This window comes from Acidovorax benzenivorans (assembly GCF_028680575.1).
Taxonomy (GTDB): Bacteria; Pseudomonadota; Gammaproteobacteria; order Burkholderiales; family Burkholderiaceae_C; genus Acidovorax; species Acidovorax benzenivorans.
Window position 1 is genome coordinate 339312 of sequence record NZ_JAPCKI010000004.1, and the last position, 22269, is coordinate 361580.

General features: G+C 55.5%; 17 protein-coding genes and 1 tRNA gene. 13 read left to right on the plus strand and 5 right to left on the minus strand.

The genetic code is table 11. The features are described from left to right. Positions 1–45 precede the first annotated feature (45 nt). The 5 genes from OIN59_RS09705 to OIN59_RS09720 all read left to right on the plus strand — a co-directional run bounded on the left by OIN59_RS09705 (position 46) and on the right by OIN59_RS09720 (position 3781). Complete coding sequence (locus tag OIN59_RS09705; RefSeq protein WP_274109637.1) at positions 46–471, plus strand: NfeD family protein; 426 nt, start codon at positions 46–48, stop codon at positions 469–471. A 46-nt stretch (positions 472–517) separates the two neighbouring features. After that, the gene (locus OIN59_RS09710; RefSeq protein ID WP_274109639.1) at positions 518–1435 is read left to right on the plus strand and encodes an SPFH domain-containing protein; all 918 of its coding nucleotides are present in this window, start codon (positions 518–520) and stop codon (positions 1433–1435) included. An 84-nt stretch (positions 1436–1519) separates the two neighbouring features. Beyond that, positions 1520–1609: transfer RNA gene (locus OIN59_RS09715), tRNA-Ser, on the plus strand. 523 nt (positions 1610–2132) lie between these two features. Beyond that, positions 2133–2363 carry a helix-turn-helix transcriptional regulator gene (locus tag OIN59_RS25345; protein ID WP_082176562.1) on the plus strand — a complete coding sequence of 77 codons (231 nt, stop codon included), beginning with the start codon at positions 2133–2135 and terminating at the stop codon, positions 2361–2363. Beyond that, on the plus strand, positions 2360–3781 hold the full coding sequence (locus tag OIN59_RS09720; RefSeq protein ID WP_274109642.1) for a YfjI family protein: 1422 nt from the start codon (positions 2360–2362) through the stop codon (positions 3779–3781). Before OIN59_RS25345 ends, OIN59_RS09720 begins: the two co-directional genes overlap by 4 nt. Before the next feature lie 377 nt (positions 3782–4158). Here the strand turns inward: OIN59_RS09720 and OIN59_RS09725 are convergent, their stop codons facing one another. Next, the gene (locus tag OIN59_RS09725) at positions 4159–4584 is read right to left on the minus strand and encodes a hypothetical protein (RefSeq protein WP_456057487.1); all 426 of its coding nucleotides are present in this window, start codon (positions 4582–4584) and stop codon (positions 4159–4161) included. 469 nt (positions 4585–5053) lie between these two features. Here OIN59_RS09725 and OIN59_RS09730 point away from each other — a divergent pair, with 469 nt between their 5' ends. From OIN59_RS09730 to OIN59_RS09765, 8 genes are all read left to right on the plus strand, one after another. Beyond that, positions 5054–6799, plus strand: coding sequence for a type I restriction-modification system subunit M (locus OIN59_RS09730; protein WP_274109644.1), 1746 nt, complete (start codon positions 5054–5056; stop codon positions 6797–6799). Next, positions 6796–8148, plus strand: coding sequence for a restriction endonuclease subunit S (locus tag OIN59_RS09735; RefSeq protein ID WP_274109646.1), 1353 nt, complete (start codon positions 6796–6798; stop codon positions 8146–8148). Before OIN59_RS09730 ends, OIN59_RS09735 begins: the two co-directional genes overlap by 4 nt. After that, positions 8145–9011: a GIY-YIG nuclease family protein gene (locus OIN59_RS09740; protein ID WP_274109648.1), complete on the plus strand. Its 867-nt coding sequence runs from the start codon at positions 8145–8147 to the stop codon at positions 9009–9011. The genes OIN59_RS09735 and OIN59_RS09740 overlap by 4 nt, the downstream gene beginning before the upstream one ends. Positions 9012–9039: 28 nt before the next feature. After that, a complete protein-coding gene (locus OIN59_RS09745; protein ID WP_274109650.1) occupies positions 9040–12183 on the plus strand; it encodes a type I restriction endonuclease subunit R in 3144 nt (1047 codons plus the stop codon). Positions 12184–12235: 52 nt separating this feature from the next. After that, the gene (locus OIN59_RS09750; protein WP_274109652.1) at positions 12236–14206 is read left to right on the plus strand and encodes an AAA family ATPase; all 1971 of its coding nucleotides are present in this window, start codon (positions 12236–12238) and stop codon (positions 14204–14206) included. A gap of 254 nt (positions 14207–14460) precedes the next feature. Beyond that, positions 14461–16026, plus strand: a complete 1566-nt coding sequence (locus OIN59_RS09755) for a recombinase family protein (protein ID WP_274109654.1) — start codon at positions 14461–14463, stop codon at positions 16024–16026. Next, on the plus strand, positions 16023–16916 hold the full coding sequence (locus OIN59_RS09760; protein WP_274109656.1) for a plasmid partitioning protein RepB C-terminal domain-containing protein: 894 nt from the start codon (positions 16023–16025) through the stop codon (positions 16914–16916). Before OIN59_RS09755 ends, OIN59_RS09760 begins: the two co-directional genes overlap by 4 nt. Next, complete coding sequence (locus OIN59_RS09765; RefSeq protein WP_274109658.1) at positions 16913–17884, plus strand: plasmid partitioning protein RepB C-terminal domain-containing protein; 972 nt, start codon at positions 16913–16915, stop codon at positions 17882–17884. The genes OIN59_RS09760 and OIN59_RS09765 overlap by 4 nt, the downstream gene beginning before the upstream one ends. A gap of 31 nt (positions 17885–17915) precedes the next feature. Here OIN59_RS09765 and OIN59_RS09770 read toward each other — a convergent pair whose 3' ends face one another. The 4 genes from OIN59_RS09770 to OIN59_RS09785 form a co-directional block, all read right to left on the minus strand. Further along, positions 17916–20429 (minus strand): S8 family peptidase, encoded by a 2514-nt coding sequence (locus OIN59_RS09770; protein ID WP_274109660.1) that lies wholly within the window; start codon positions 20427–20429, stop codon positions 17916–17918. Further along, complete coding sequence (locus OIN59_RS09775) at positions 20407–21438, minus strand: AAA family ATPase (RefSeq protein WP_274109662.1); 1032 nt, start codon at positions 21436–21438, stop codon at positions 20407–20409. The genes OIN59_RS09770 and OIN59_RS09775 overlap by 23 nt, the downstream gene beginning before the upstream one ends. After that, positions 21431–21748, minus strand: coding sequence for a helix-turn-helix domain-containing protein (locus tag OIN59_RS09780; RefSeq protein WP_103018244.1), 318 nt, complete (start codon positions 21746–21748; stop codon positions 21431–21433). The genes OIN59_RS09775 and OIN59_RS09780 overlap by 8 nt, the downstream gene beginning before the upstream one ends. A 232-nt stretch (positions 21749–21980) precedes the next feature. Further along, complete coding sequence (locus tag OIN59_RS09785) at positions 21981–22244, minus strand: helix-turn-helix domain-containing protein (protein WP_274109665.1); 264 nt, start codon at positions 22242–22244, stop codon at positions 21981–21983. Between the last annotated feature and the right edge of the window lie 25 nt (positions 22245–22269).

Below are 22269 nucleotides of genomic sequence, written 5' to 3' on the forward strand. Positions count from 1 at the left end.
ACCCAGAATGTGGTGCACTAAACACAACCACACAAGGAGGTTCACATGGAAGCATCCACCATCTGGTGGCTGGCAGCAGGGGCCGTGGTCGTGGCAGAACTGCTCACCGGCACGTTCTATTTGCTGATGGTGGCACTGGGGCTGGTAGCCGCCGCCCTGGCCGCCCACCTGGGCCTGGCGTCCGCATTGCAGATGGTGTCTGCAGCCATCGTGGGCGGTGGAGCAGTGGTGGCCTGCTACCTGTTGAGAAAAAAGCGCCCTGGCGACCCGTTTGCGCGTGCGGACCGCAGCGTGAACATGGACGTGGGCGAAACCATCCACATCGAAAGCTGGAACTCTGACGGCACCACCACCGTGAAGTACCGGGGCGCCCAGTGGACCGCCATCCACCGCCCTGGTGTCACCCCCTCTACCGGCATGCACCGTGTCGCCGAGCTGGTGGGCAACCGCCTGCTGGTGGACCCGCTGTAAGCCCCGTCCCTGATTCTCCCTGTTGATCACCCAAGAAAGGCTTCCCATGGAAATTGCCATCGTCATCCTGATCATTGCCGTGATCTTCATTGCCCGCTCAGTCAAGGTCGTGCCCCAACAAAATGCCTGGGTCAAGGAACGCCTGGGCAAATATGCCGGCACGCTCACCCCGGGGCTGAACTTTCTGATCCCCTTTGTGGACAAGGTCGCTTACAAGCACAGCCTGAAGGAAATCCCTCTCGATGTGCCCAGCCAGATCTGCATCACCCGCGACAACACGCAATTGCAGGTGGACGGCATCCTGTACTTTCAGGTCACAGATCCGATGCGCGCCAGCTATGGATCGAGCAACTACATCATGGCCGTGACCCAACTGGCGCAGACCTCGCTGCGCTCGGTCATCGGCAAGCTGGAGCTGGACAAGACCTTCGAAGAACGCGACATCATCAACGCCCAAGTGGTGCAGGCCATCGACGAAGCCGCCCTCAACTGGGGGGTCAAGGTGCTGCGCTACGAAATCAAGGACCTGACCCCTCCGAAGGAAATCCTGCACGCCATGCAGGCCCAGATCACCGCCGAGCGCGAGAAGCGCGCGCTGATCGCCGCCTCCGAAGGCCGCCGCCAGGAACAGATCAACATCGCTACCGGCGAGCGCGAGGCCTTCATCGCCCGCTCCGAGGGCGAAAAACAGGCCGTCATCAACAAGGCCCAGGGCGAGGCCGAATCCATCAAGGCCGTGGCCGAAGCCAACGCCCAGGCCATCGAACGCGTGGCCGCCGCCATCCGCCAGCCCGGCGGCGAACAGGCCGTGCAACTCAAGGTGGCTGAAAAGGCCGTGGACGCTTACAGCAAGGTTGCGTCGGACGCCACCACGACACTCATCGTGCCCAGCAACATGACCGAGGTGTCAGCGTTGATCGGGTCGGCGATGAAGATGGTGCAGGCGTCGCAGAAGGCAGGCTGACGGCGCGTCGGCTGCTGGATATTTTCAGGCTGGGCCGGGCAATGGCCTGAATGCCCCAATCCTGTGGCTATAATCGAAGGCTTCGGAGAGGTGGATGAGCGGTTTAAGTCGCACGCCTGGAAAGCGTGTGTGGGCTAATCCCCACCGCGGGTTCGAATCCCGCCCTCTCCGCCAGTAAGCAAGCAAACAAGCGCCTCTCGGGGCGCTTTTTTGTTTTGTATGCCATTTGGTAGACCTTTTTGTCTTGGATGCTACAGGCAGCTTTCGGCCATCCTTGGCATTCCAAATGCCGCGATCCATCAAATTTCTACGAGGTGCTTGGCCCGGTCCGTGGGACCTTCAGCCCCTCACCGCACGGCGAACACGATGGACTGCCTAAAATTTTGATTTGCGCATCCGAGTCAATCCGCGCTACACTGGAGTACACGGGACGTCTTAAGTCCGTGTCGTCAGCATCTCAGGCGTGACCTAGTTCCGCCAACATCTACAAACCCGCTTCGGCGGCGTACCTCAAAGCCTTCAGGCTTCTTCAGGCGGCGTACTCCCACCTGATCAACGTAAGAAATTCCCTTGGCATCGCTCTGCACGATGTCACTGCGCACAACGCTGGTAGGTCTAAAGCCCCTCGTTTACGCACTGTAATGCGCCACACATTGCGTGAGGGTTTTTTTCGCTGAAACAAATGGGAGATTGCCAAATGCAGTCCAAGAAGGAAATTATCCGCCGACCACGTTTGAGGATGGTCACAGGTCTCGGGAATGCAACGCTGTCAGATTTGCAGAACCCGCGATCACGCCGCTTCGATCCGACATTCCCCAAAAAAGTGCAGCTTTCTAGCAGAGCTGTCGGACATTTTTTGCACGAAATCGAAGCTTGGCTGGAGAGCCGTCAAGCCGGTCCACAACCAACCGGGAGGGCTGAACAATGAACGTCCCAGCACAACCATGGCCGAATGTTCTGCCGCCAGAACTTGAGCAACTTGTCGATGAGATCGCAAGAATCACACAGGCTCCGCGTGAGCTGATCATCAGCATATTGATATGCGCATTGGCCGCCACTGTTCAGCGCAGATGTCGGGTTCAACGCAAGTCAGGACTGGATGGACCTGTGGGCGTGTACCTGATTGCCATCTGTGACTCAGGTGAGCGAAAAAGCGCGGTACAGAAGCTGCTTTTCAAAGCTCTCACGGAGATCCAGCGCCTCTGGAGTGAAGAGGCCACGCACAGTGTCGCGGCACACAGGGTTGAGCATGCGCTCTGGCGCGAAAAGGTGGACGCGCTGCGTGACGCCATGAAGCGGGCTGTTCGTAAAGAGGAGTCGATCGATGAGATCGAAAAGCAGCTTCGGGTGGCCCTCGAAGCTGAGCCTCAGCCTAGTTTGGCGCTCAAACTGATCTACTCGGACACCACTATCGAAGCACTGCTGGAAGGGCTGCATGAGCGAGGAAACAGTGCAGTAATGGTGCACGACGAGTTTGCTCAGTTTTGCGACGGCCCTATGTCAAGGCAATTGGGGGCCTTGAATGCACTGTGGAGCGGCTCAGATTGGTCGGTAGATCGCAAGACGAGCGGGAGCTTTGTGCTACACGACTCCAGCCTGACCTGCCTACTGCAAGCGCAGCCTGTTGTGTTTCAGAGATTTTTAGCCAAACAGGGCGAGCAAGCTCTCGGCAACGGTTTCTTTGCGCGTGTGCTGGTGTGCTGGCCATACTCAACTCAGGGCCAAAGATTCGAGAGTGGATCCCAGGGCGATTACACCAAACTCAATTGGTTCTATGACCGATGCAAAACACTGCTGGAGAGAAGTGAGTCGCGGTTGTTGAGGTTTTCACCACAGGCCCAAGCCAACTGGAATGGGATTGCGAACTCCTATGAAGCCAGCATGCAACCTGGCGGTGTGTACTTTGCAGCAAGAGATTTTGCATCCAAAGCTGCGGAAAACATCGCAAGGATCGCGGCCATCTTTCACGCGTTTCTCATCGAGGATAGCGATGAGATTTGTAGTGAAACTTTACAATGCGCCATCAACTTAATCAGCTTCTATGGCGAGCAGTATGTAAACATCTTCGGAAAATACAATCCCGTTACAGAGCAGCAGCGAGATCTGACCGATCTTGAAGATTGGATACAAACAACTCAAAATAACAAACAATGGAGTTGCATACCGAAAGCTTATATCTTGCAATATGGACCAAATCGCTTTCGCGACAAGGCAAAGCTGGACTTACTACTTGATATTTTAGCCTCATCCCTTCGAATCACAATCTTGAAGATGAACAAGAAGACCGTAGTCTATGCAAATACAACCATTGCGGCACCACAATACTACGATTCAAACCGGTACTAAAGCGATTTTTTAGAAATTGAAAAGGTAGCCTCAGAGGATCTGGGGTTGCCTTTTCTTCTTGGAAAAAAGACTTCCAACCACATTGAAAGCACTCTCCGCTCCAACGGTTTGTAGTTAAGGAACAGACCGTTGCCCCAGTTTGCTCTTTTCAATAGAGCCGAGTCATGATCTCCAGTCTCCCCGTACGCTTGTAGACCAGACCGGAGACATCGCAAAACTACGCTCTTCAACTTCGCTATCACCGCTAATTTCCGCTGAAACTAGCGAAAAAAGCAACTTCCAGGCGTTCCCTACAGGACTCAGTCGCCTTGTGACCTTGGAGCCCACGCGAATGCCAAACGCTCTTGGAGCGCATCGAAGCGCTCAAACTCAGACGGCTAGTTCCGTGGTCGCCCAGCACTGCTCTTGTGGCGAGGGAGAACGGCTTTAGTAACCGCCCGATCTCGACTCGATTGCTTGATACTGTCAATGCTTTGCTCTTCTTTGAGCATGTATGAAATAACTCTGTCAATTAGAATTTTCCGCTTAGCAATGTCGGAATGGTCAATCATTCCAATTCCGCATTGTTTATAGCGATCCTTGTCATAGTTGCAATTGTGAAAAACACCATTTCCAGCAGTTATTTTTTCCCTCCAGTAACGACCAATTTGATCACCATAATGTTCATCTTTGCGCACTTTCTGACCATCATAAAAAAACAGAGCATGAGCGTGCGGCCCCTTCTCTTCGGTGAACTCATATTTAATAAAGTAACCAACCATATGCTCGAACAATGAACGATTGCCTCTACGGTTATCCAGCATGTGCTTAATATCTTTTTTTATTTCCGCTAAAGGACACGTTCTAGCATACTCCTTTCCATAGCCAAGATCCACCCTGACAACCAACAACTTTGAATAAACCTTATGGAGCCCCCAGCAGTAATTTATCAAACTCCCCATGATTCTTCCATTCAATTCCGACTCACGCAGCATACCACCCCCAAATAAAACAAATCATAACCACGCACATAAAGAGACCAATCATCAATTAATTATCCCATTGTATTAATAACCTATATCAACCACTGGCGCAGCAGTGGGTAAAATCAGAACACATCGCAAATCAACACAGGCGAAAATCCGTATTTATATTTATTCACATATACGAAGTTATGCAAAATAGAAGTTAAAAATCCAGCGCCTTTGCTACTGATCAGGTCTGCACACTCAAGGGAACCCATCGGTGGCTGGCATACTGCACCCAGTAAGCAAATGTCAGTTTCCTGAGCGCATGAACCAACAATCTCTCTCCGCATTCATTTGGTCGGTCGCCGACCTCCTCCGTGGAGACTACAAACAGTCCGACTACGGCAAAGTCATCCTTCCGTTCACCGTTTTAAGACGACTTGACTGCGTACTGGAGCCCACCAAGGCTGCCGTCTTGTCAGAGCTGGCAGAAAAAGAGGCACAGGGCATCAATCCCGAGCCCTTCTTGTTGCGCAAGTCAAAGCAGAGCTTCTACAACCAGAGCCCGCTGGATCTGCCCAAGTTGCTGGGAGATCCTGACAACATTGCGCACAACCTGTTCACTTACGTGCAAGGCTTTTCGCCCGCTGTGCGTGATGTGTTCGAGCGCTTCGAATTTCAGGCTCAGGTTGAGCGGTTGGCCAAAGCTGGTCTGCTGTATCAGGTCACAGAGAAGTTCACCCAGATTGACCTGCACCCCGAGGTAGTCAGCAACATGCAAATGGGCCTGGTGTTCGAGGAGCTGATCCGCAAGTTCGCCGAAATCAGCAACGAAACCGCCGGGGAGCACTTCACCCCGCGTGAAGTCATCCGGCTCATGGTCAACCTCATCTTCATTGAAGACGACGCCATCCTCAGCAAGCCCGGCGTGGTGCGCACCATCTACGACCCCACCGCGGGCACGGGCGGCATGCTCAGCGTGGCGGGCGAATACCTGGCCGAGCACAACCCCCAGGCGCGCCTGACGGTCTTCGGCCAGGAGCTCAACCCCGAGTCCTACGCCATCTGCAAGGCCGACATGCTCATCAAGGGCCAGGACGTAGCCAACATCGCGTTTGGCAATACCCTCAGCGACGACGGCCACGCGCACAAGCGGTTCGACTACATGCTGTCCAACCCACCCTTTGGCGTGGAATGGAAAAAGGTCGAAAAGGAAGTGCGCAAAGAGCACGAGCAACAGGGCTACAACGGCCGCTTCGGCCCCGGCCTGCCGCGTGTGTCCGACGGTTCCATGCTGTTCCTGCTGCACCTGCTTAGCAAGATGCGCCCCACGTCAGAGGGCGGCAGCCGCTTTGGGATCGTGCTCAACGGCTCGCCGCTGTTCACCGGAGGCGCGGGCAGTGGCGAATCCGAAATCCGCCGCTACGTGCTGGAGAACGACCTGTGCGAAGCCATCGTCGGCCTGCCCACCGACATGTTCTACAATACCGGCATCAGCACCTATGTGTGGATCATCAGCAACCGCAAGCCCGAAGCGCGCAAGGGCAAGGTGCAGCTGATCGACGCATCCGGCATGTGGCAGAAGATGCGCAAGAGCCTCGGAAGCAAGCGCAAGGAACTGAGCGACGCCCACATTGAGCGCATCACCCGCCTGTTTGGCGACTTTGCCGAAGCCCACGACGACGACGGCACCCCCATCAGCCGCATCTTCGACAACGAAGCCTTTGGCTACCACAGCATCACCGTCGAGCGCCCGCTGCGCGACGAAGCGGGCAACATCGTATTGGGTCAAAAGGGCAAGCAAAAGGGCAAGCCCCAGCCCGACGCCAGCTTGCGCGACACCGAGAACGTACCGCTCAGCGAAGACGTGGGCGAGTATTTCAAGCGCGAGGTGCTGCCCCACGCCCCTGACGCCTGGATCGACCCCGACAAAACCAAGGTGGGCTACGAAATCCCGTTCAATCGGCACTTCTACGTCTTCAAGCCCCCGCGCCCGCTGGCCGAGATTGACGCCGAGTTGAAGCAGACCACCGACCGCATCCTGGACATGATCAAGGGGCTGTCGGCATGAGTTTTCCGCGATACCCGGATTACAAGGACAGTGGGGTGGCGTGGCTGGGGCTGGTGCCGGAGCATTGGATAGTGATACCCCTCAAGCGCGATATTGAATTCGTCACCAGTGGTGCAAGAGGTTGGGCTGAGAACTACGCAGATGACGGAGACCTGTTTTTACGGATTGGGAATCTGACACGAGACAGCATTCGTCTGGATCTGTCTGATACCCAGAGGGTGGTTGTGCCAGATGGTGCAGAAGTTGATCGAACCCAAGTCCAAGCGGGCGACATTCTGTTTTCAATCACGGCTTATCTCGGGTCTGTTGCTGTCGTCCCGGCAGGGCTTGGCCGGGCTTTCGTGAGCCAGCATGTTGCATTGGTACGTCCCAGCAAAAAGCATTGCCTCTCAGAGTGGTTAGCTTACGTAGCAATTTCTTACGTCGGCAAAACCCATCTGGAAACGACCGGGTACGGCGGAACAAAGGTTCAACTGAGTTTGGCCGATGTGACCAGCTTGCCGATCATCGTTCCACCAATCGACGAACAGCAGGCCATCGCCACTTTCCTCGACCGCGAAACCGCCAAGATCGACGCGCTGGTGGCCGAGCAGGAAAAGCTGATCGCCCTGCTGCAGGAAAAGCGCCAGGCCGTCATCTCCCACGCCGTGACCAAGGGGCTGGACCCGAGCGTGCCGATGAAGGATTCGGGTGTGGAATGGTTGGGGGAGGTTCCGGGGCATTGGGAGGTCAAACGTCTCAAGCAACTGTGCGACGAACCCTTGAAATATGGAGCCAACGAGGCAGCAGAGTTAGACGATCCATCGCTTCCACGGTTCGTCAGAATCACCGATGTAACCGAGAGTGGCGCCTTACGCGATGAAACATTCAGGTCGCTTCCCCGAGAAATCGCAGAGCCATTTTTGCTAAGGGAGGGGGATGTTTTATTGGCTCGCAGTGGCGGCACAGTAGGCAAGAGCTTCATGTATCAACGCCATTGGGGCGAGGCATGCTTTGCGGGTTACTTGATTCGTGTGCGCCTTAGCCAAAGACTGTGTGTTCCGCAATGGCTGAATTATTTTTGTCGAACCGATTCGTACTGGGGCTATGTGCTTGGCAGTCAGATTCAATCCACCATACAAAACGTGAGTGCGGAAAAATACGCAAACATGTTTCTGCCGGTTCCATCCATCGAAGAGCAGCAGCTTGTCATCGCCTTCCTTGATCAGGCAACCTCCAAGATTGATGATCTGGTGACTGAAGCCCGCACCGCCATCACCCTTCTTCAAGAACGCCGCACCGCCCTGATCTCCGCTGCCGTCACTGGCCAGATCGATGTGCGCAGCATTGCCTCTCGGGAGGTCGCATGAGCACCACGCCTAAGACCATCCAGATATTCCTGCCAGGTGGCAGCCCGACTGGCATTCGCGTTGCAGAAATCACCACACGCATCGTCCAGGTCATCGACGTACCTCGAAAGCTGCTCTCGGACTTCTTGGAGATGCCGGAGAGCAATGAAGTCGCGGTCTATTTCCTCGTGGGCGAGTCGGACGACGGGACCGAGCTGAATGTGTACGTGGGCCAGACAGGCGATCTGCGCAAGCGCCTTGCCAAGCATGATGCAGATAAGCCGTTCTGGGAGCGCGCTTTGGTGCTCATCTCACGCACCAAATCCCTCACCCAAACACACGGCCTGTTTCTGGAATGGTGCAGCCTACAGGCCATTAGGAAAGTGAAACGGTACACGGACCTCAATGGAAACGGAGGATCGCGCCCGCACACCCCCGCTCCCATGGAAGCCGATTGCCTTGAAGTCTTTGAGACGGCTCGGACGCTTCTGGCAACCCTGGGGCATCCAATGTTTGACCCTGTTGTGCAGGCACCCCAAGATACGCCACCGCAAGACTATCTTTTTTGTACGGTCAGTGGAGTGGATGGCCGTGGCCTGTACACGCAAGAGGGATTCGTAGTCTTGGCAGGATCGGTGGGACGCAAGGAGAACATGCAGTCCATCGCAGGCACAAGCAACGCGAGCTTTAGAGACAAGCTGGTGGCCAACGGCACGCTCAGTGTGAACGGCGATGCGGTGGTCTTCACGAAGAACCACCTGTTTCGATCTCCCAGCATGGCGGCGGTGGCCCTACTCGGTACGACGGCCAATGGATGGAACGTCTGGAAGGACAAAGACGGAAAAACCTTGGACGCCCTGAAGCGCCAAGCGATAGGCACCTGACAACAACGAAAGCTGCTGAGGGCGAGGGATGGCACTGCACAACGAAATTCAGTTCGAGCTCGATATTTGCAACCACTTGGCCGCCAATGGCTGGCTGTATGGAGCACCAGGGAGTGACGGCGATGCCAGTGGCTACGACACCCCTCGCGCCCTCTTCCCCGCCGACTTGCTGTCTTGGATTCAAGCTACACAGCCCGCTGCTTGGGATGCTCTTTCCAAGACCCATGGCGCCTCTGCCGAAGCCATGCTGCTCGACCGCCTGCGCAAGGCCTTGGATGAACGCGGCACCCTGGAAGTGCTGCGGGTGGGTATCGATATGCTGGGTCTCAAGGTCCCCTTGAAGCTCGCCCAGTTCAAGCCAGCGCTGGCGATGAACCCCGATTTGCAGTCCCGCTACGCAGCCAACCGCGTTCGCGTGGTGCGCCAGTGCCGCACCAACCACGACGACATCATTGACTTGGTGCTGTTCCTGAACGGCATTCCTGTAGCCACGGCGGAGCTCAAAACGGATTTCACGCAGGACATCAATGCGGCAGTAGATCAGTACCGCTTTGACCGCCTTCCCAAGCCCAAAGGCAAGAACACCACAGAACCTCTGTTGGACTTCCCTCGTGGCGCATTGGTGCACTTTGCGGTCAGCAACCGCACGGTGATGATGACAACCAAGCTGCAAGGGCCTGCCACTTATTTCCTGCCCTTCAACCTGGGAGACCGAGGTGGTGCGGGCAATCCGGCTAACCCCCAGGGTCACCGCACGGCGTACTTATGGGAGCAGGTGTGGCAGCGAGACAGTTGGCTGGAGATTCTGGGGCGCTACCTTGTGACCCAACGGGATACCAAGAAAAAGATCAAAGCCATTCTGTTCCCACGCTTCCACCAACTCGATGCGACACGGGCATTGGTTCGGGCCGTGATCGCTGAAGGGCCGGGTCAGAAGTACCTAATCCAGCACAGCGCGGGCTCGGGCAAGACCAATTCCATCGCCTGGACAGCCCACTTCCTGGCGGATCTGCATGACACCCAGAACAACAAGGTGTTCAGCACGGTACTGGTGGTCAGTGACCGCAACGTGCTCGACGCCCAGCTGCAAGAGGCCATCTTTGATTTTGAACGGACGGCTGGCGTGGTCGCCACCATCAAGGGAGAGAGCGCCAGCAAAAGCGGCGAACTGGCTGCAGCCCTGTCGGGTAGCAAGAAGATTGTGGTCTGCACCATCCAGACCTTCCCGTTTGCCCTCAAGGCGGTGCAGGAACTGGCCGCGACCCAAGGCAAGCGCTTTGCCGTCATAGCCGATGAAGCACACAGCAGCCAGACTGGCGAGGCGGCGTCCAAGCTCAAACAGCTCCTGAGCTCTGAGGAGCTCAAGGAGCTGGCTGATGGTGGAGAAGTCAGTACGGAAGATCTGCTGGCGATCCAGATGGCGGCGCGAGCTGGGCAGGATGCAGGCATCACCTATGTGGCTTTCACCGCTACTCCCAAGGCGAAGACACTGGAGTTGTTTGGACGCAGACCGAATCCAGATCAACCCGCTGGCCCGGGCAATCTACCTGGGGCGTTTCATGTCTATTCGATGCGCCAGGCCATCGAAGAGAGCTTCATCCTCGATGTCCTCAAGAACTACACCCCCTACAAACTGGCTTTCAAGCTGGCCCACAACGGCCAAGAGTGGGATGAAAAATCCGTAGAGCGCAATGAGGCCATGAAAGGCCTCATGCGCTGGGTGCGTCTGCATCCCTACAACGTCAGCCAGAAGGTTGCGGTTGTAGTGGAGCATTTTCGAGAAAACGTACAGCCGCTCCTGAATGGAAATGCCAAAGCGATGGTGGTGGTGGGCAGTCGCGTTGAAGCTGTGCGCTGGAAGCTGGCAATTGACAAGTACATCAACGACTACGGCTACAAACTCGACTCGTTGGTTGCCTTCTCTGGAGAGGTCAACGACCCGGAATGCTCGCCCGATCCTGTCACCGAAGTCAGTGCCAAACTCAACCCCAATCTCAAAGGGCGGGATATCCGCGATGCCTTCGCCACAGACGAATACCAGATCCTGCTCGTCGCGAACAAATTCCAGACGGGGTTTGACCAGCCGCTGCTGTGTGGCATGTACGTAGACAAGCGTTTGGCGGGCATCCAAGCCGTGCAAACGTTGAGCCGCTTGAATCGCGCCTACAACGGTTCCCATGGGCTCAAAGATACGACCTACATCCTCGACTTCGTCAACGACCCCGATGAAGTCCTTGCCGCTTTTCAGACGTACTACGAAACAGCCGAATTGGCGGGCGTCACGGACCCCCATTTGATCTACGACCTGCGCGCCAAACTGGATGGCAGTGGGCACTACGATGAATATGAGGTGGACCGCGTGGCTGTCGTGGAGCTCAACCCTAACGCGTCGCAATCGATGTTGGTCGCAGCCATCGAGCCTGTGGCGGACAGACTGCTCAAGCGGTACAAGGCAGCACACCAGACTTTCGTCACTGACGAGTCCAAGAAACCCGGCAGTGTAGAGGCCAAGGCAGCCAAAGATGAGCTCAACGCCCTGACCCTGTTCAAGCGTGACCTCGGAACCTTCGTGCGCGTATACGCGTTCCTCAGCCAAATGTTTGACTATGGCAACACCGCCATAGAGAAGCGGGCCATCTTCTTCAAACGCCTGCTGCCCCTGCTGGACTTCGGCCGCGAGCGCGAAGGAGTTGACCTTTCCAAAGTCCTCCTCACCCACCACAAGCTCAAAGAGCTTGGCAAGCGCGATCTCCCGCTGGATGAGGAAAGCGATACCGATACGAAGCTCAAGCCGCTGACGGACACAGGCGGTGGGGAGGTGCAGGAGCCCCTGAAGGTGAAGCTCTCTGAAATCCTGTCCAAGGTGAATGATCTGTTCGAGGGTGAACTCACGGACGACGACAAGCTCGTCTATGTGAACAACGTCCTCAAGGGCAAGTTGCTCGAATCTGACCTGCTGCACCAGCAGGCCATGAACAACACCAAGGAACAGTTTGCGAACTCACCCGACCTGGCCAGCGAGATCATGAACGCCATCATGGATGCACTGGCAGCCCACGGAAGCATGAGCAAACAGGCACTGGGGTCAGACCGTGTGCGAACGGGGCTCAGGGATGTTTTGCTGGGGCCTGCGGGGTTGTATGAGGCACTGAGGGAGCGTGGTACACCCTAAATCAAGCTCGATGAATTCGAGAATCATCCGAAATTAGTTGAGGAGGGCAGCGATGAAACTGGTTAAAGCGCGCGTTCAAAACTATCGATCAGTCGAGGATAGCGGTACGTTCGAGATTGGCAATCTCACATGCTTGGTTGGCAAGAACGAGGCAGGCAAAACAGCCATTCTGAGTGCACTTCGAGCATTGAGGCCATCAAAGTCCCAGTCATTCGATATTGATGAGACTATCGACTATCCGCGCCGCTTTTCTACTCGCTTTGACGAACGACACCCGGATGGCGAAGCAGAAGTCATTAGGACATGGTGGAAGCTCGATCCTGCTGACATCTTGGCAGTGGACAGACGCTTCGGGCCTGGAGCATTGAAGAGCGATAGTTTTGAAGTCCACTACGGATTTCGCTATGACGATGAGAAGCGGCAATGGAAGATCGAGGTCGATGACGCTAAGTGTCTGGAGCATCTAGTCAACAAACACGCCCTGGACGCTACCGAAAGGAACATTCTCCACAACGTTGCAAATGGTCAGGAGGCGACAAAGGCGCTTTCTGGACTGGCAGAGCCAACAGCCAAGCAGTCTGCTCTTCTAGAAGACCTTAAAAAGGTGCGCGAGTCGCGCTTCGTACTAGGCATCATCGACATCTTGGAAGCTAGGCAGCCACGATTCTTTTTCACATCGCATTTCGAGCGGATGTCTGGGATCGTATCGCTCAATCAGCTCCAGCAGGACAGGCAACACAACAAGGTTACCGTCGGCGACAAAATCTTCTTGTCCTTCTTGGAATACGCGGGGACGACGTTGGAAGAGCTTATCGGCGCAGATCGGCGAGAGGCATTGAAGGCTAAATGTGAGGCGGCCAGCAATGAGATCACAGAGGAGATTTTTCAGTTCTGGAGCCAGAACAACGCGTTGGAGGTGGTCATTGAGATCGACTCCGGAAAACCCAACGATCCCCCACCATTCAATGCAGGGGTGGTCGCAGACATACGCATACGAAATACCAATCACAAAGCAACATTGCCGCTGTCAGAGCGCAGCGCTGGGTTCGTGTGGTTCTTCTCCTTTTTGGCTCAATTCAAGCAACTTAAAAAGACAGAAAACAACGCCATCATCTTACTGGATGAACCAGGTCTGACACTTCATGGCAAGGCGCAAGGAGACCTACTGCGCTACATCGTTGAAAGGCTGCTGCCGGATCATCAGGTCATCTTCACGACCCATTCGCCATTCATGGTTCCGATGGATCGATTGGGCGATGTGCGTATCGTGGAAGATTTCATCCTGTACAACCAGCGGACCGGCAGACCGGAACTAAAGGGTACGAAAATTCACGCTGATGTGCTTGAAGTCAGCGATGACACCTTGTTCCCCTTGCAAGGCGCTCTAGGCTATGAAGTCACGCAGTCGATGTTCATAGGCTCACACACTTGGCTTGTCGAAGGCCCATCAGACATCCTTTACCTTCAAACGCTTTCCCAGGCACTACGCAAACGAGACCGCGAAGGTATGGACCGCCGCTGGACATTGTGCCCATCTGGTGGGATCGACAAGATTGCCCCCTTCGTCCGGCTGTTCGGCGGCAATCACATCGACATCGCTGTTCTGTCGGATGTGGCCAACGCGGAAAAGAAAAAAATCGAGGCTGTCAAAAGAGAACAGATTCTGAAGGCTGGCCGGTTCTTCACTGCGGCAGACTTCGTTGGCCAGCAAGAGGCTGACGTGGAGGACATCTTCGATCCCGAGCTGTTTGCAGAAATTCTCAATGGCGCCTACAAGCCGCCAGTCGGTAAAGAAGTCTCCAAAGATGAACTCTTAGCTGCGGCAGAGACCGAGCGAATAGTGAAGAAGGCAGAAGCTCTCTTCAAGTTGATGCCACCGGAAGTACCGGAGTTTGATCACTTTGGCCCTGCTCGCTGGCTGCTCGACAATCCGCAAGTCTTAGATCGAGACTCTCCTGCCGTCTTGGCTACTCTGGAGAGGGCAGAAAAAATATTCGCAACGTTTAATGCCCTCCTGCCCTAAACAGTTGCAAGGTCACAAAGAGAATGCGCTCGCTTCGGGCTGACCATGCTGGCAGTCATCGGCACACCAATCGCCGCTGCCATTGATCAACGGCCTGTCTCGGGGTGAAAACTGAATTGTTCAGCGCGGACTAAATATTCCCAAATGTTACATGGGAAATTTTTCGTATCCCTCAAGATGTTTGGTGCCCCGATCTTTGAATACATTGCCATACTGTTCGACCACTGACATCCCTTGCTAGCTGGGAGGTCGAATTGACCCGTCTGAGCGCCGCAATTGAGACGACGAAAGCCAACGGCTTGGTGCCGGTGGCTGCGTATGTCCGCATGTCTACGGACCATCAACGGTACTCCACTGAGAATCAGACTCTTGCTATTAAGAAGTATGCCGAAGCGCACGGCATGGTGGTCGTAAAAATTTATGCAGACGAAGGCAAGAGCGGGTTGAATGCCGAAGGGCGTGAACAGTTTCGCAAGTTGCTCATTGACGTGCAGGGGCATCACGCCGCGTATCGTGGAATCCTTGTGTATGACGTGAGCCGCTGGGGTCGATTTCAAGACACCGACGAAAGCGCTCATTACGAATATCTCTGCACCCAAGCAGGTGCCCCTGTTTCCTATTGCGCAGAGCCCTTCGACAACGATGGGACGCCAATGGCAGCCGTTTTCAAGAACTTCAAGCGGTCGATGGATGGCGAATTCAGCCGTGTGCTCTCGACCAAAGTCTTCATTGGTCAGTGCAACCTGGCCGGACGTGGATTTCACCAAGGGGGTACCCCTGGCTATGGTCTACGCCGTGAACTGATCAACGAACAGCGCGAGTCGAAGGGGTTGCTTCAATCAGGAGAGCACAAAAGCATCCAGACGGATCGCGTGGTTCTGGTTCGCGGTCCGCCTGAAGAAGTTGCTGTGGTGCACCGCATCTACCACGACTTTGTCGAAATTGGTAGGCCAGAGCGGGAGATAGCCAATGCACTCAATGCCGAAGGACTTCTCACAGACCTGGGAAAAGCATGGACACGAGGCACCGTCCACCAGATCCTGACCAACGAAAAGTACATCGGCAACAACGTCTACAACCGTCGGTCATTCAAACTTAAACAGGTACGGGTTCGGAATGCCCCGGAACTTTGGGTGCGCTGCGACGGTGCGTTCGAGGGAATCATCTCTGCGTCTTTGTTCGAGAAAGCGCGTGAGATCATTGCCGCGCGTTCGCATCGACTCGACGACGCGCAAATGTTGGCACTCCTTCGCGATCTATTGGCACGGTCAGGCACCTTGTCTGGACTGATCATTGATGAGCAAGAGGGCATGCCCTCAAGCACAGCCTACCAGGCGCGATTTGGAGGACTGATCACCGCATACGCATTGGTTGGCTTTCACCCTGATAGGGACTACCGCTATCTGGAAATCAATCGAGCACTCAGAAAGCACCGGCCCGATTTGGTGGATCAGGTCATTCAGCAATTGCATGCAGTGAACGCTAGTGTTCATCGCGATGCAGGCAATGATTTGCTGACCATCAATGGGGAATGGACGGTCTCCTTGGTCATTGCGAGATGCCAAACAACAGCAGCGGGAACACTGCGTTGGCGCGTCCGCTTCGATACCAGCCTGGAGCCTGACATTACCGTCGCGGTACGGATGGACAGCTCAAACGCGAAGGTGCGGGACTACTACCTCATTCCGCGTATCGACACCGGTGCGTGGCCTGACCGGATCAGCGAAGAAAATTATGGGCTGATTGACAGCTACAGGTTCGACACGCTGGACATCCTGAATGAATTAGCTGCTCGATACAGCCTGAAGGACGCAGCATGACCAATACGCATCAAAGCGTGGAAATGATCCCCGTCTGTTTGGTTGATGTCCTCAACCCCCGCACTCGCAACAAGAAGCAGCACGAAGCCATCGTGGAGAACATCCGCTGCGTAGGTCTGAAGCGCCCCATAAAGGTAAGCCGCCGAGCGTTGAAAGACGGCTCCGTCCGATACGATCTGATATGCGGTCAAGGTCGCCTAGAAGCATTTCAGATGCTGAACCAGGAAGAGATTCCCGCGTTTGTGACGGACGCTCCTGAAGACGACTGCTTGGTGATGAGCCTCGTTGAGAACATTGCGCGAAGGCAGCATCGTCCTATCGACTTGATGCGCGAGGTGGGCAGCCTCAAGGAACGCGGCTTCAACGATACCCAGATAGCACTGAAAATTGGCGTTACCGCTTCGTGGGTAAACATGATTGGTGGGCTCTTGCAGCGCGGGGAAGAAAAGCTGCTGAGCGCGGTCGAGATGGGAACCATCCCATTGAGCATGGCGACGACAATTGCCAGGAGCAGTGCTAGCGAAATTCAAGACCTTCTGTCCGATGCCTATGAACAGGGATTTCGCGGCAAGAAGTTGTCTACGCTACGCAGGCTTCTGGAGCAGCGAGCGAATCGCAGCAAGCTGGTCGGCAATCCCCCGCTTGGCAAAACGGCAAAACGCAAGACGCTGACTCCGCTTGAACTGAGACGAATCTTTGAGCGTGAGGCGGAAAACCAGCGCCTTGCCGCGAAGAAGGCTGATTTCACGCATGACAAGTTGGTTTTTGCGACCCAGGCCCTGAAAGAGCTGTTTGCGGACAAGAGCTTTGTTTCGATTCTTCGTGCCGAAAAAATGGATTCAATTCCAAAGCTCATTAAAGATCGCATGGCGATAGGGGATCGGCCATGAATTCGACTACACCCACAGCGAACAGCGCACCGCCTACCGAGCCAATCGAGAAGACCAAATCTGCCTTCTTGAAAGAATGTGTGCTGATTCCCTTATCCAACCTCACCTACCTTAAAACTTTGCGACCTCGCGTCAAGGACAGCATCACCTTCCAGCAGATCCTGTCATCAATACGAGATGTCGGCCTGGTCGAACCACCAGTAGTTTTCCCGCATCCGATCAACCAAGGTCACTACTTCGTGATGGACGGGCATCTGCGCATTGAAGCACTGAAAATTCTAGGCATTGCTGATGTGGATTGCTTGGTTGCCACCGATGATGACACGTACACATACAACAAACGCATCAATCGGATGACAGTTGTGCAAGCGCACAAAATGATTGTTAAGGCAATGGAACACGGTGTCTCCGCAGAACGACTGGGAAAGACGCTGCATCTGTCACCAGCAACCATCAGAAATCATTTTAGGTTACTGGATGGCATTTGCCCTGAGGTTATTGAACAACTACAAGACAAACCGTGTCCAGCCAAGACATTCACGATTTTGCGGCGCATGAAGCCCATCAGGCAAATCGAAGCTGCTGAGTTGATGTCTGGCCAGAACAACTTCACTACTGCGTTTGCAAATGCCCTGCTGTACAACACACCATCTAACATGCTGGTCACGCAAGCGGCCGCCAGTGACACTGTATCGGTGGAGTCCATGGCAAAGATGGAACGAGAGATGGCCGCACTGCAAGTGCAAAACAAAGCCATTGAGGAAACATACGGGCCTGATGTGCTGCACCTTACCGTGCTAAAGCGCTTCTTGGAAAAGTGGATGGACTGCGCACCAATTGTTCGTTGGCTTGCAGCAAATCAGCCGGAATATTTCAGAGAGTTCCAGAGCATCGTCGGAACGACGCAAATCGACAACAGCAGATCCAGCGGGACCACACCCCAACAAAGTCGCGGCAAAGTGGCTTAAGGGTACGGATTTGGAGCTCAAACGGCAGCAGTCATGTTTGCACAGCAACGGCATTCGCGACAGGGATTTTTTGAGCAACCGCAGCGTAAAGATCAACGTCTGTCTGCTGCGTCTGAATGGACACCACAAGGCTATACCGCGCCGGCAGGCCATAGCGTTCTAGCGCAGGCCGCGTACGCCACCACCCTGCCGAAGGATAGACAGCAATGAAGCCACGGCTGGCCAATTCAGCCGCCGTGCCTCTCCAGACATCCTGGTGCAGCGAACCACGATGTCGTTGCCGTTCACCCAGCAGCCAATTGGGATCAGAGGGATTCACTGGATCACCCTCATCCTCGCGTTGGGCTGCCGCATTCACCCGAGCGACAAAGTTCTCGGTAGACGCATCAAGCGGACGCTGCACATCGAATCGCAGGCGATGGGAAGGGTAGTGATACTTCGATGTAGCGCCACGCGCCGACGGATTGGGCTCAATGAAGTACGAGAGCGTGACACGCATTTCGACGGGCGTGTCCTGCAAAGCTTCCAACTCATCCTTCGGCCAAGGCAATGAGTGCAGATTCATGTCGCGCGTCACGATGCCCTTGCCCTGAACCTTCGCATAGGGATGCACCTGATCTTCAACCAGTAAGGTCAGCGAGTCCCCCGCACTCCAGAGTGCCCGACTTAAGTCCGGGGCTCCCCAACCACAGTGACGGATCAGATGAACATAGTCATCCTTGTTCGGCACTGCGGGCAGGAACATACCGCGCATGGTCTCGCTCCATTGCGCCGAATGCACCAACAGCGCACGCACAGTTTCCGGTCGAATGCGCGGATAGGCAGCCATGATCTGCGCCGCCATCCCCGCGCACAGTGCAGACGCTGCGCTGGTGGCGTTGCTAGTGGTGAACAGGCGATTCAGCGGTTCGTTGTGGGTCGTCAGCAAGTTCAGGCTGGCCATGCCGACCGCGCCGAGATCATTCTTGGCAGCATTGCCACCTTCCAGAACCACTTCGGGTTTCAACGGCCATGCCCGGTCCCACGTTCTGGTTGTCGTCGTGAAAGGACTGAGGCCACCGGCTTCAGCGACCGGATTCAAGGAAGGGTGTCCTTCCGTATCGATCTTGTCAGTGCAAGCACCCACCGTGATTGCGTTCCATGCCTGGCCGGGGTCATGTACAAGATTGGTGGAAAGGCTATCGGGATACCCAGCCCACGCATTCGGATCGCGTGTATTGCCAGCAGAAAGCACGAACAGACGCGGACTTTCGCCAGCCCCATCGGTATCCGCAGCAAGGCCATCGACAGCCGCAGACCATGACGAAGGACGGCCACGATCACGGTAGTCCGAAGCTGTCACAGCCGACGTAAACACGCGCGGCCGATTCGGAGCGGAGATTTCAGGGCGCGCAACGCCTTCGGTAAAAAGATAGGCATGGTGACGCGCATCTCCTTCGTTAGCGCCTTCCGCAGGCACGAGCTTGACCGACTCCAACCGATGAGGAACGTTGATCGGGCCAGCAGAGGACAAGGCATCCGTAAGGTCGCCATAGGCCGCCAAGCCGGCGAGCCCCGTGCCGTGATCCGCTTCGTCATCCACGCCCCATGCCGGTTCCACCGTATGCAGGTCTCCAGCATCCATAAGGGGCTCCAGCAGCGGATGCGCGCGCGTCACACCGGAATCCAGTAGGCAGACTCGGGGGGCGATATCGTCCGATGGCGGCAATTGGGCACGTCGCTGCAAATCTTCCGCCCATTCCCGTTGCTCACCCACGCCCATGCCATCGAAGAATTCGGCAGTTTCCTTGGCATAGCGAAGCTCGGCAACGCAGTTCAACGTCATCACCGACCGAGAAAGCTGCTGCTGCGATCCGTACATGAGCAGTACCGTGCGCTCGGGGAAGTTGACCTGCTCCTCATTGACGACACATTCCGCCAAGCGGGCAAGCTTCTTGAAGTCTTCCACGACGACCTGCCGTTGCCCTTGACCACGAACAGGCAGCCATACCTCCCACCAAAAGGCAGCCGTCAAATCAGCTGGCAAGAGGTCGGGATCATCAGTCCATAAGGCCCGGACTTCGGCTGCTCGAATGGACTCGATGGCATCCAATAGCTTCCGGTGGTCACGCGCCTGACCGCGACTGTCCTTCTTCTCCAGCAGATAGTCGGAAACGTACTTCTCAAAGTGCGCGAGTCCCCCATCAGGGACAAAGACATTGGCGAAAGTCTGGTTGCCCTCATGGCGCACACTTAGGAGCTCGATCTTCTTGGTCTCGTTCGCCAAACTCTCGAATGCCAGTTCGACATCAGGCTGGCTGGAGAACTGAATTTGCAAACCCAGTCCGCTTTCCAGTCGCAGGTCTCGCTGAGCTTGCACAGCCTCCGCTACTGCGGGCTTCAAGTTTTCGATCTGACCGCGAAGGGACGCACCGTGCTGCTGCCGGGGCAGAGTCGGCACGTCGCGCGTCGATCTGCCTCCAGCAGAGTGCGCTTTGAATTCGACGGCCTGTGATGTGTCGCGAAGAATGAAATGCGGACGTTTAACTTCTTGTTGATCCGGCATGGTTCAGCACGACCTTCTTGTTGTTCATTCTGAGGCTGAACTTGCGGCGCTCATCGAAAGCTCGTGCCAGCACATCTACCTTCACGCGCTCCTCGTCGTGCATCACTGCCTCCTTGATGGATTCATCCACAGCGCGCTTGATCTCTGCGTAACTCAAGCCTTCCGCTTTGGCGGTGATGGCCTTCAGCGGAAAAGGCTTGGGCGCGAACTTGCCCAACCGCGACTGGAGCAGCTTGGCGGCCTGCGGCGTAGTCGGAAGCCGATACTCGATCACATCGTCGAATCGACGAAAAAGCGCGTAATCAAGAATCTCCACATGGTTGGTCGCCGCGACGATCAAGCTATGGGATTGGTCGCTCTCGATCATTTGCAGGAAGCTGTTCAGCACCCGCCGAATCTCGCCCACATCGTTGGCCAACCCTCTCTGCGAACCAATGGCATCGAACTCGTCGAAGAAGTAAACGCCGCGCACCTCATTGATGGCATCGAAGATCTGACGCAATTTAGCTGCAGTCTCCCCCATGAACTTGGTAATCAGGGCATCCAGTCGAACAGCAAACAACGGAATGCCAAGTTCACCGGCCAGCACAGAGGCGGTCATCGTCTTGCCAGTGCCTGGCGGGCCGACCAGCAGCAGTTTGCGTCTGGGCGACAGGCCATGCTCGCGGATGCGCGAATGGTGTTTCTGCTCTTTCATGATGCGGTCAAGCTGTTCAGCCATTTCCGCGTCGAGCACCATGTCCGCCAGTCGATTTTTCGGATAGGAAACCGTCAATAGGTTCGCCAGTTCACCGCGCGGACGAGCCAGCGGCACCAGTTTTCCCTCGGGGCTATCCGGCGAGACACGGGCTTTTGCCGAGTCGATCATGTCACGCAGTTCTTCCGCGAGCTTGCCATGGCCCACCTTCGCTTCACGGGCCGCGACCTGCATGGCGACAGAATAGAAGTGTCGGTCATCCCGCTCGATATGGGATTTCACCAACGCCTTGAGTTGTTCGGCATTAGCCATAGTGACTTCCCGCTCGCGCTGTCAGGTTGGTCGATGTTCCCAGCGATGCTAGCGCAGACTGCATCAACTGATCGGCGAGGTTCTCATCAATCGCACCCAGTTCATTCTGATCGGCAGCCAGAACGAACAGCAGGCCGACAGGCACATGTAATGCCTCGGCAATTTTGGTGACCGTCGAAAGTGTCGGGTCGCGCTTATTGTTCTCAAGCATCGACAGGTAGGACACGGAGCAGTTGGCTCTGTTCGCGATGGCGCTCTGAGAGACACCCCGTTGCGTTCGGCATAGTCGAATGGCTTGCCCTACGTTCATAGTGTTCACTTCTCTTTGAGTTGCGACTAGGTCTTGAGCAAATAAATTTTACCACCAGTGAAATTCATGAAGCAAAGCCTCGACCCATGGTTACCGCATCGACAATGCGTGGGCAACCAGTCCAGAGACACGATGTGAGGCCATTGCCCTGGCGATCACTGCCGCAACGGTCTGCATAAAGCTTCGAGGTAAAGCGCTGCCCCCGGTCAAAGCGGTGGTAAGCTGCCACGACTCACTCGCCCCCGTTCGGTGGCTTAAGCAACTTCCAAGGCTCCACATCCAGCGCCTGCGCGAAGCGCTCGATGTTCGACAGCGACACATTCCAGCGCGAGCGCTCCACCGCTGACACATAGGTGCGATCCAGATCGCACTCCATCGCGAGCCGCTCTTGCGACCACCCTTTCTCCACCCGCTTGAGGCGCATCCAGTAGGCCAGCACGTCCCGAAGATTGTTGGGATCGGGCAGCGAGGTGGGTGCTTGGGGCTTTGCGGACACCGAGCGAGGATGCTTTTCTGATAAA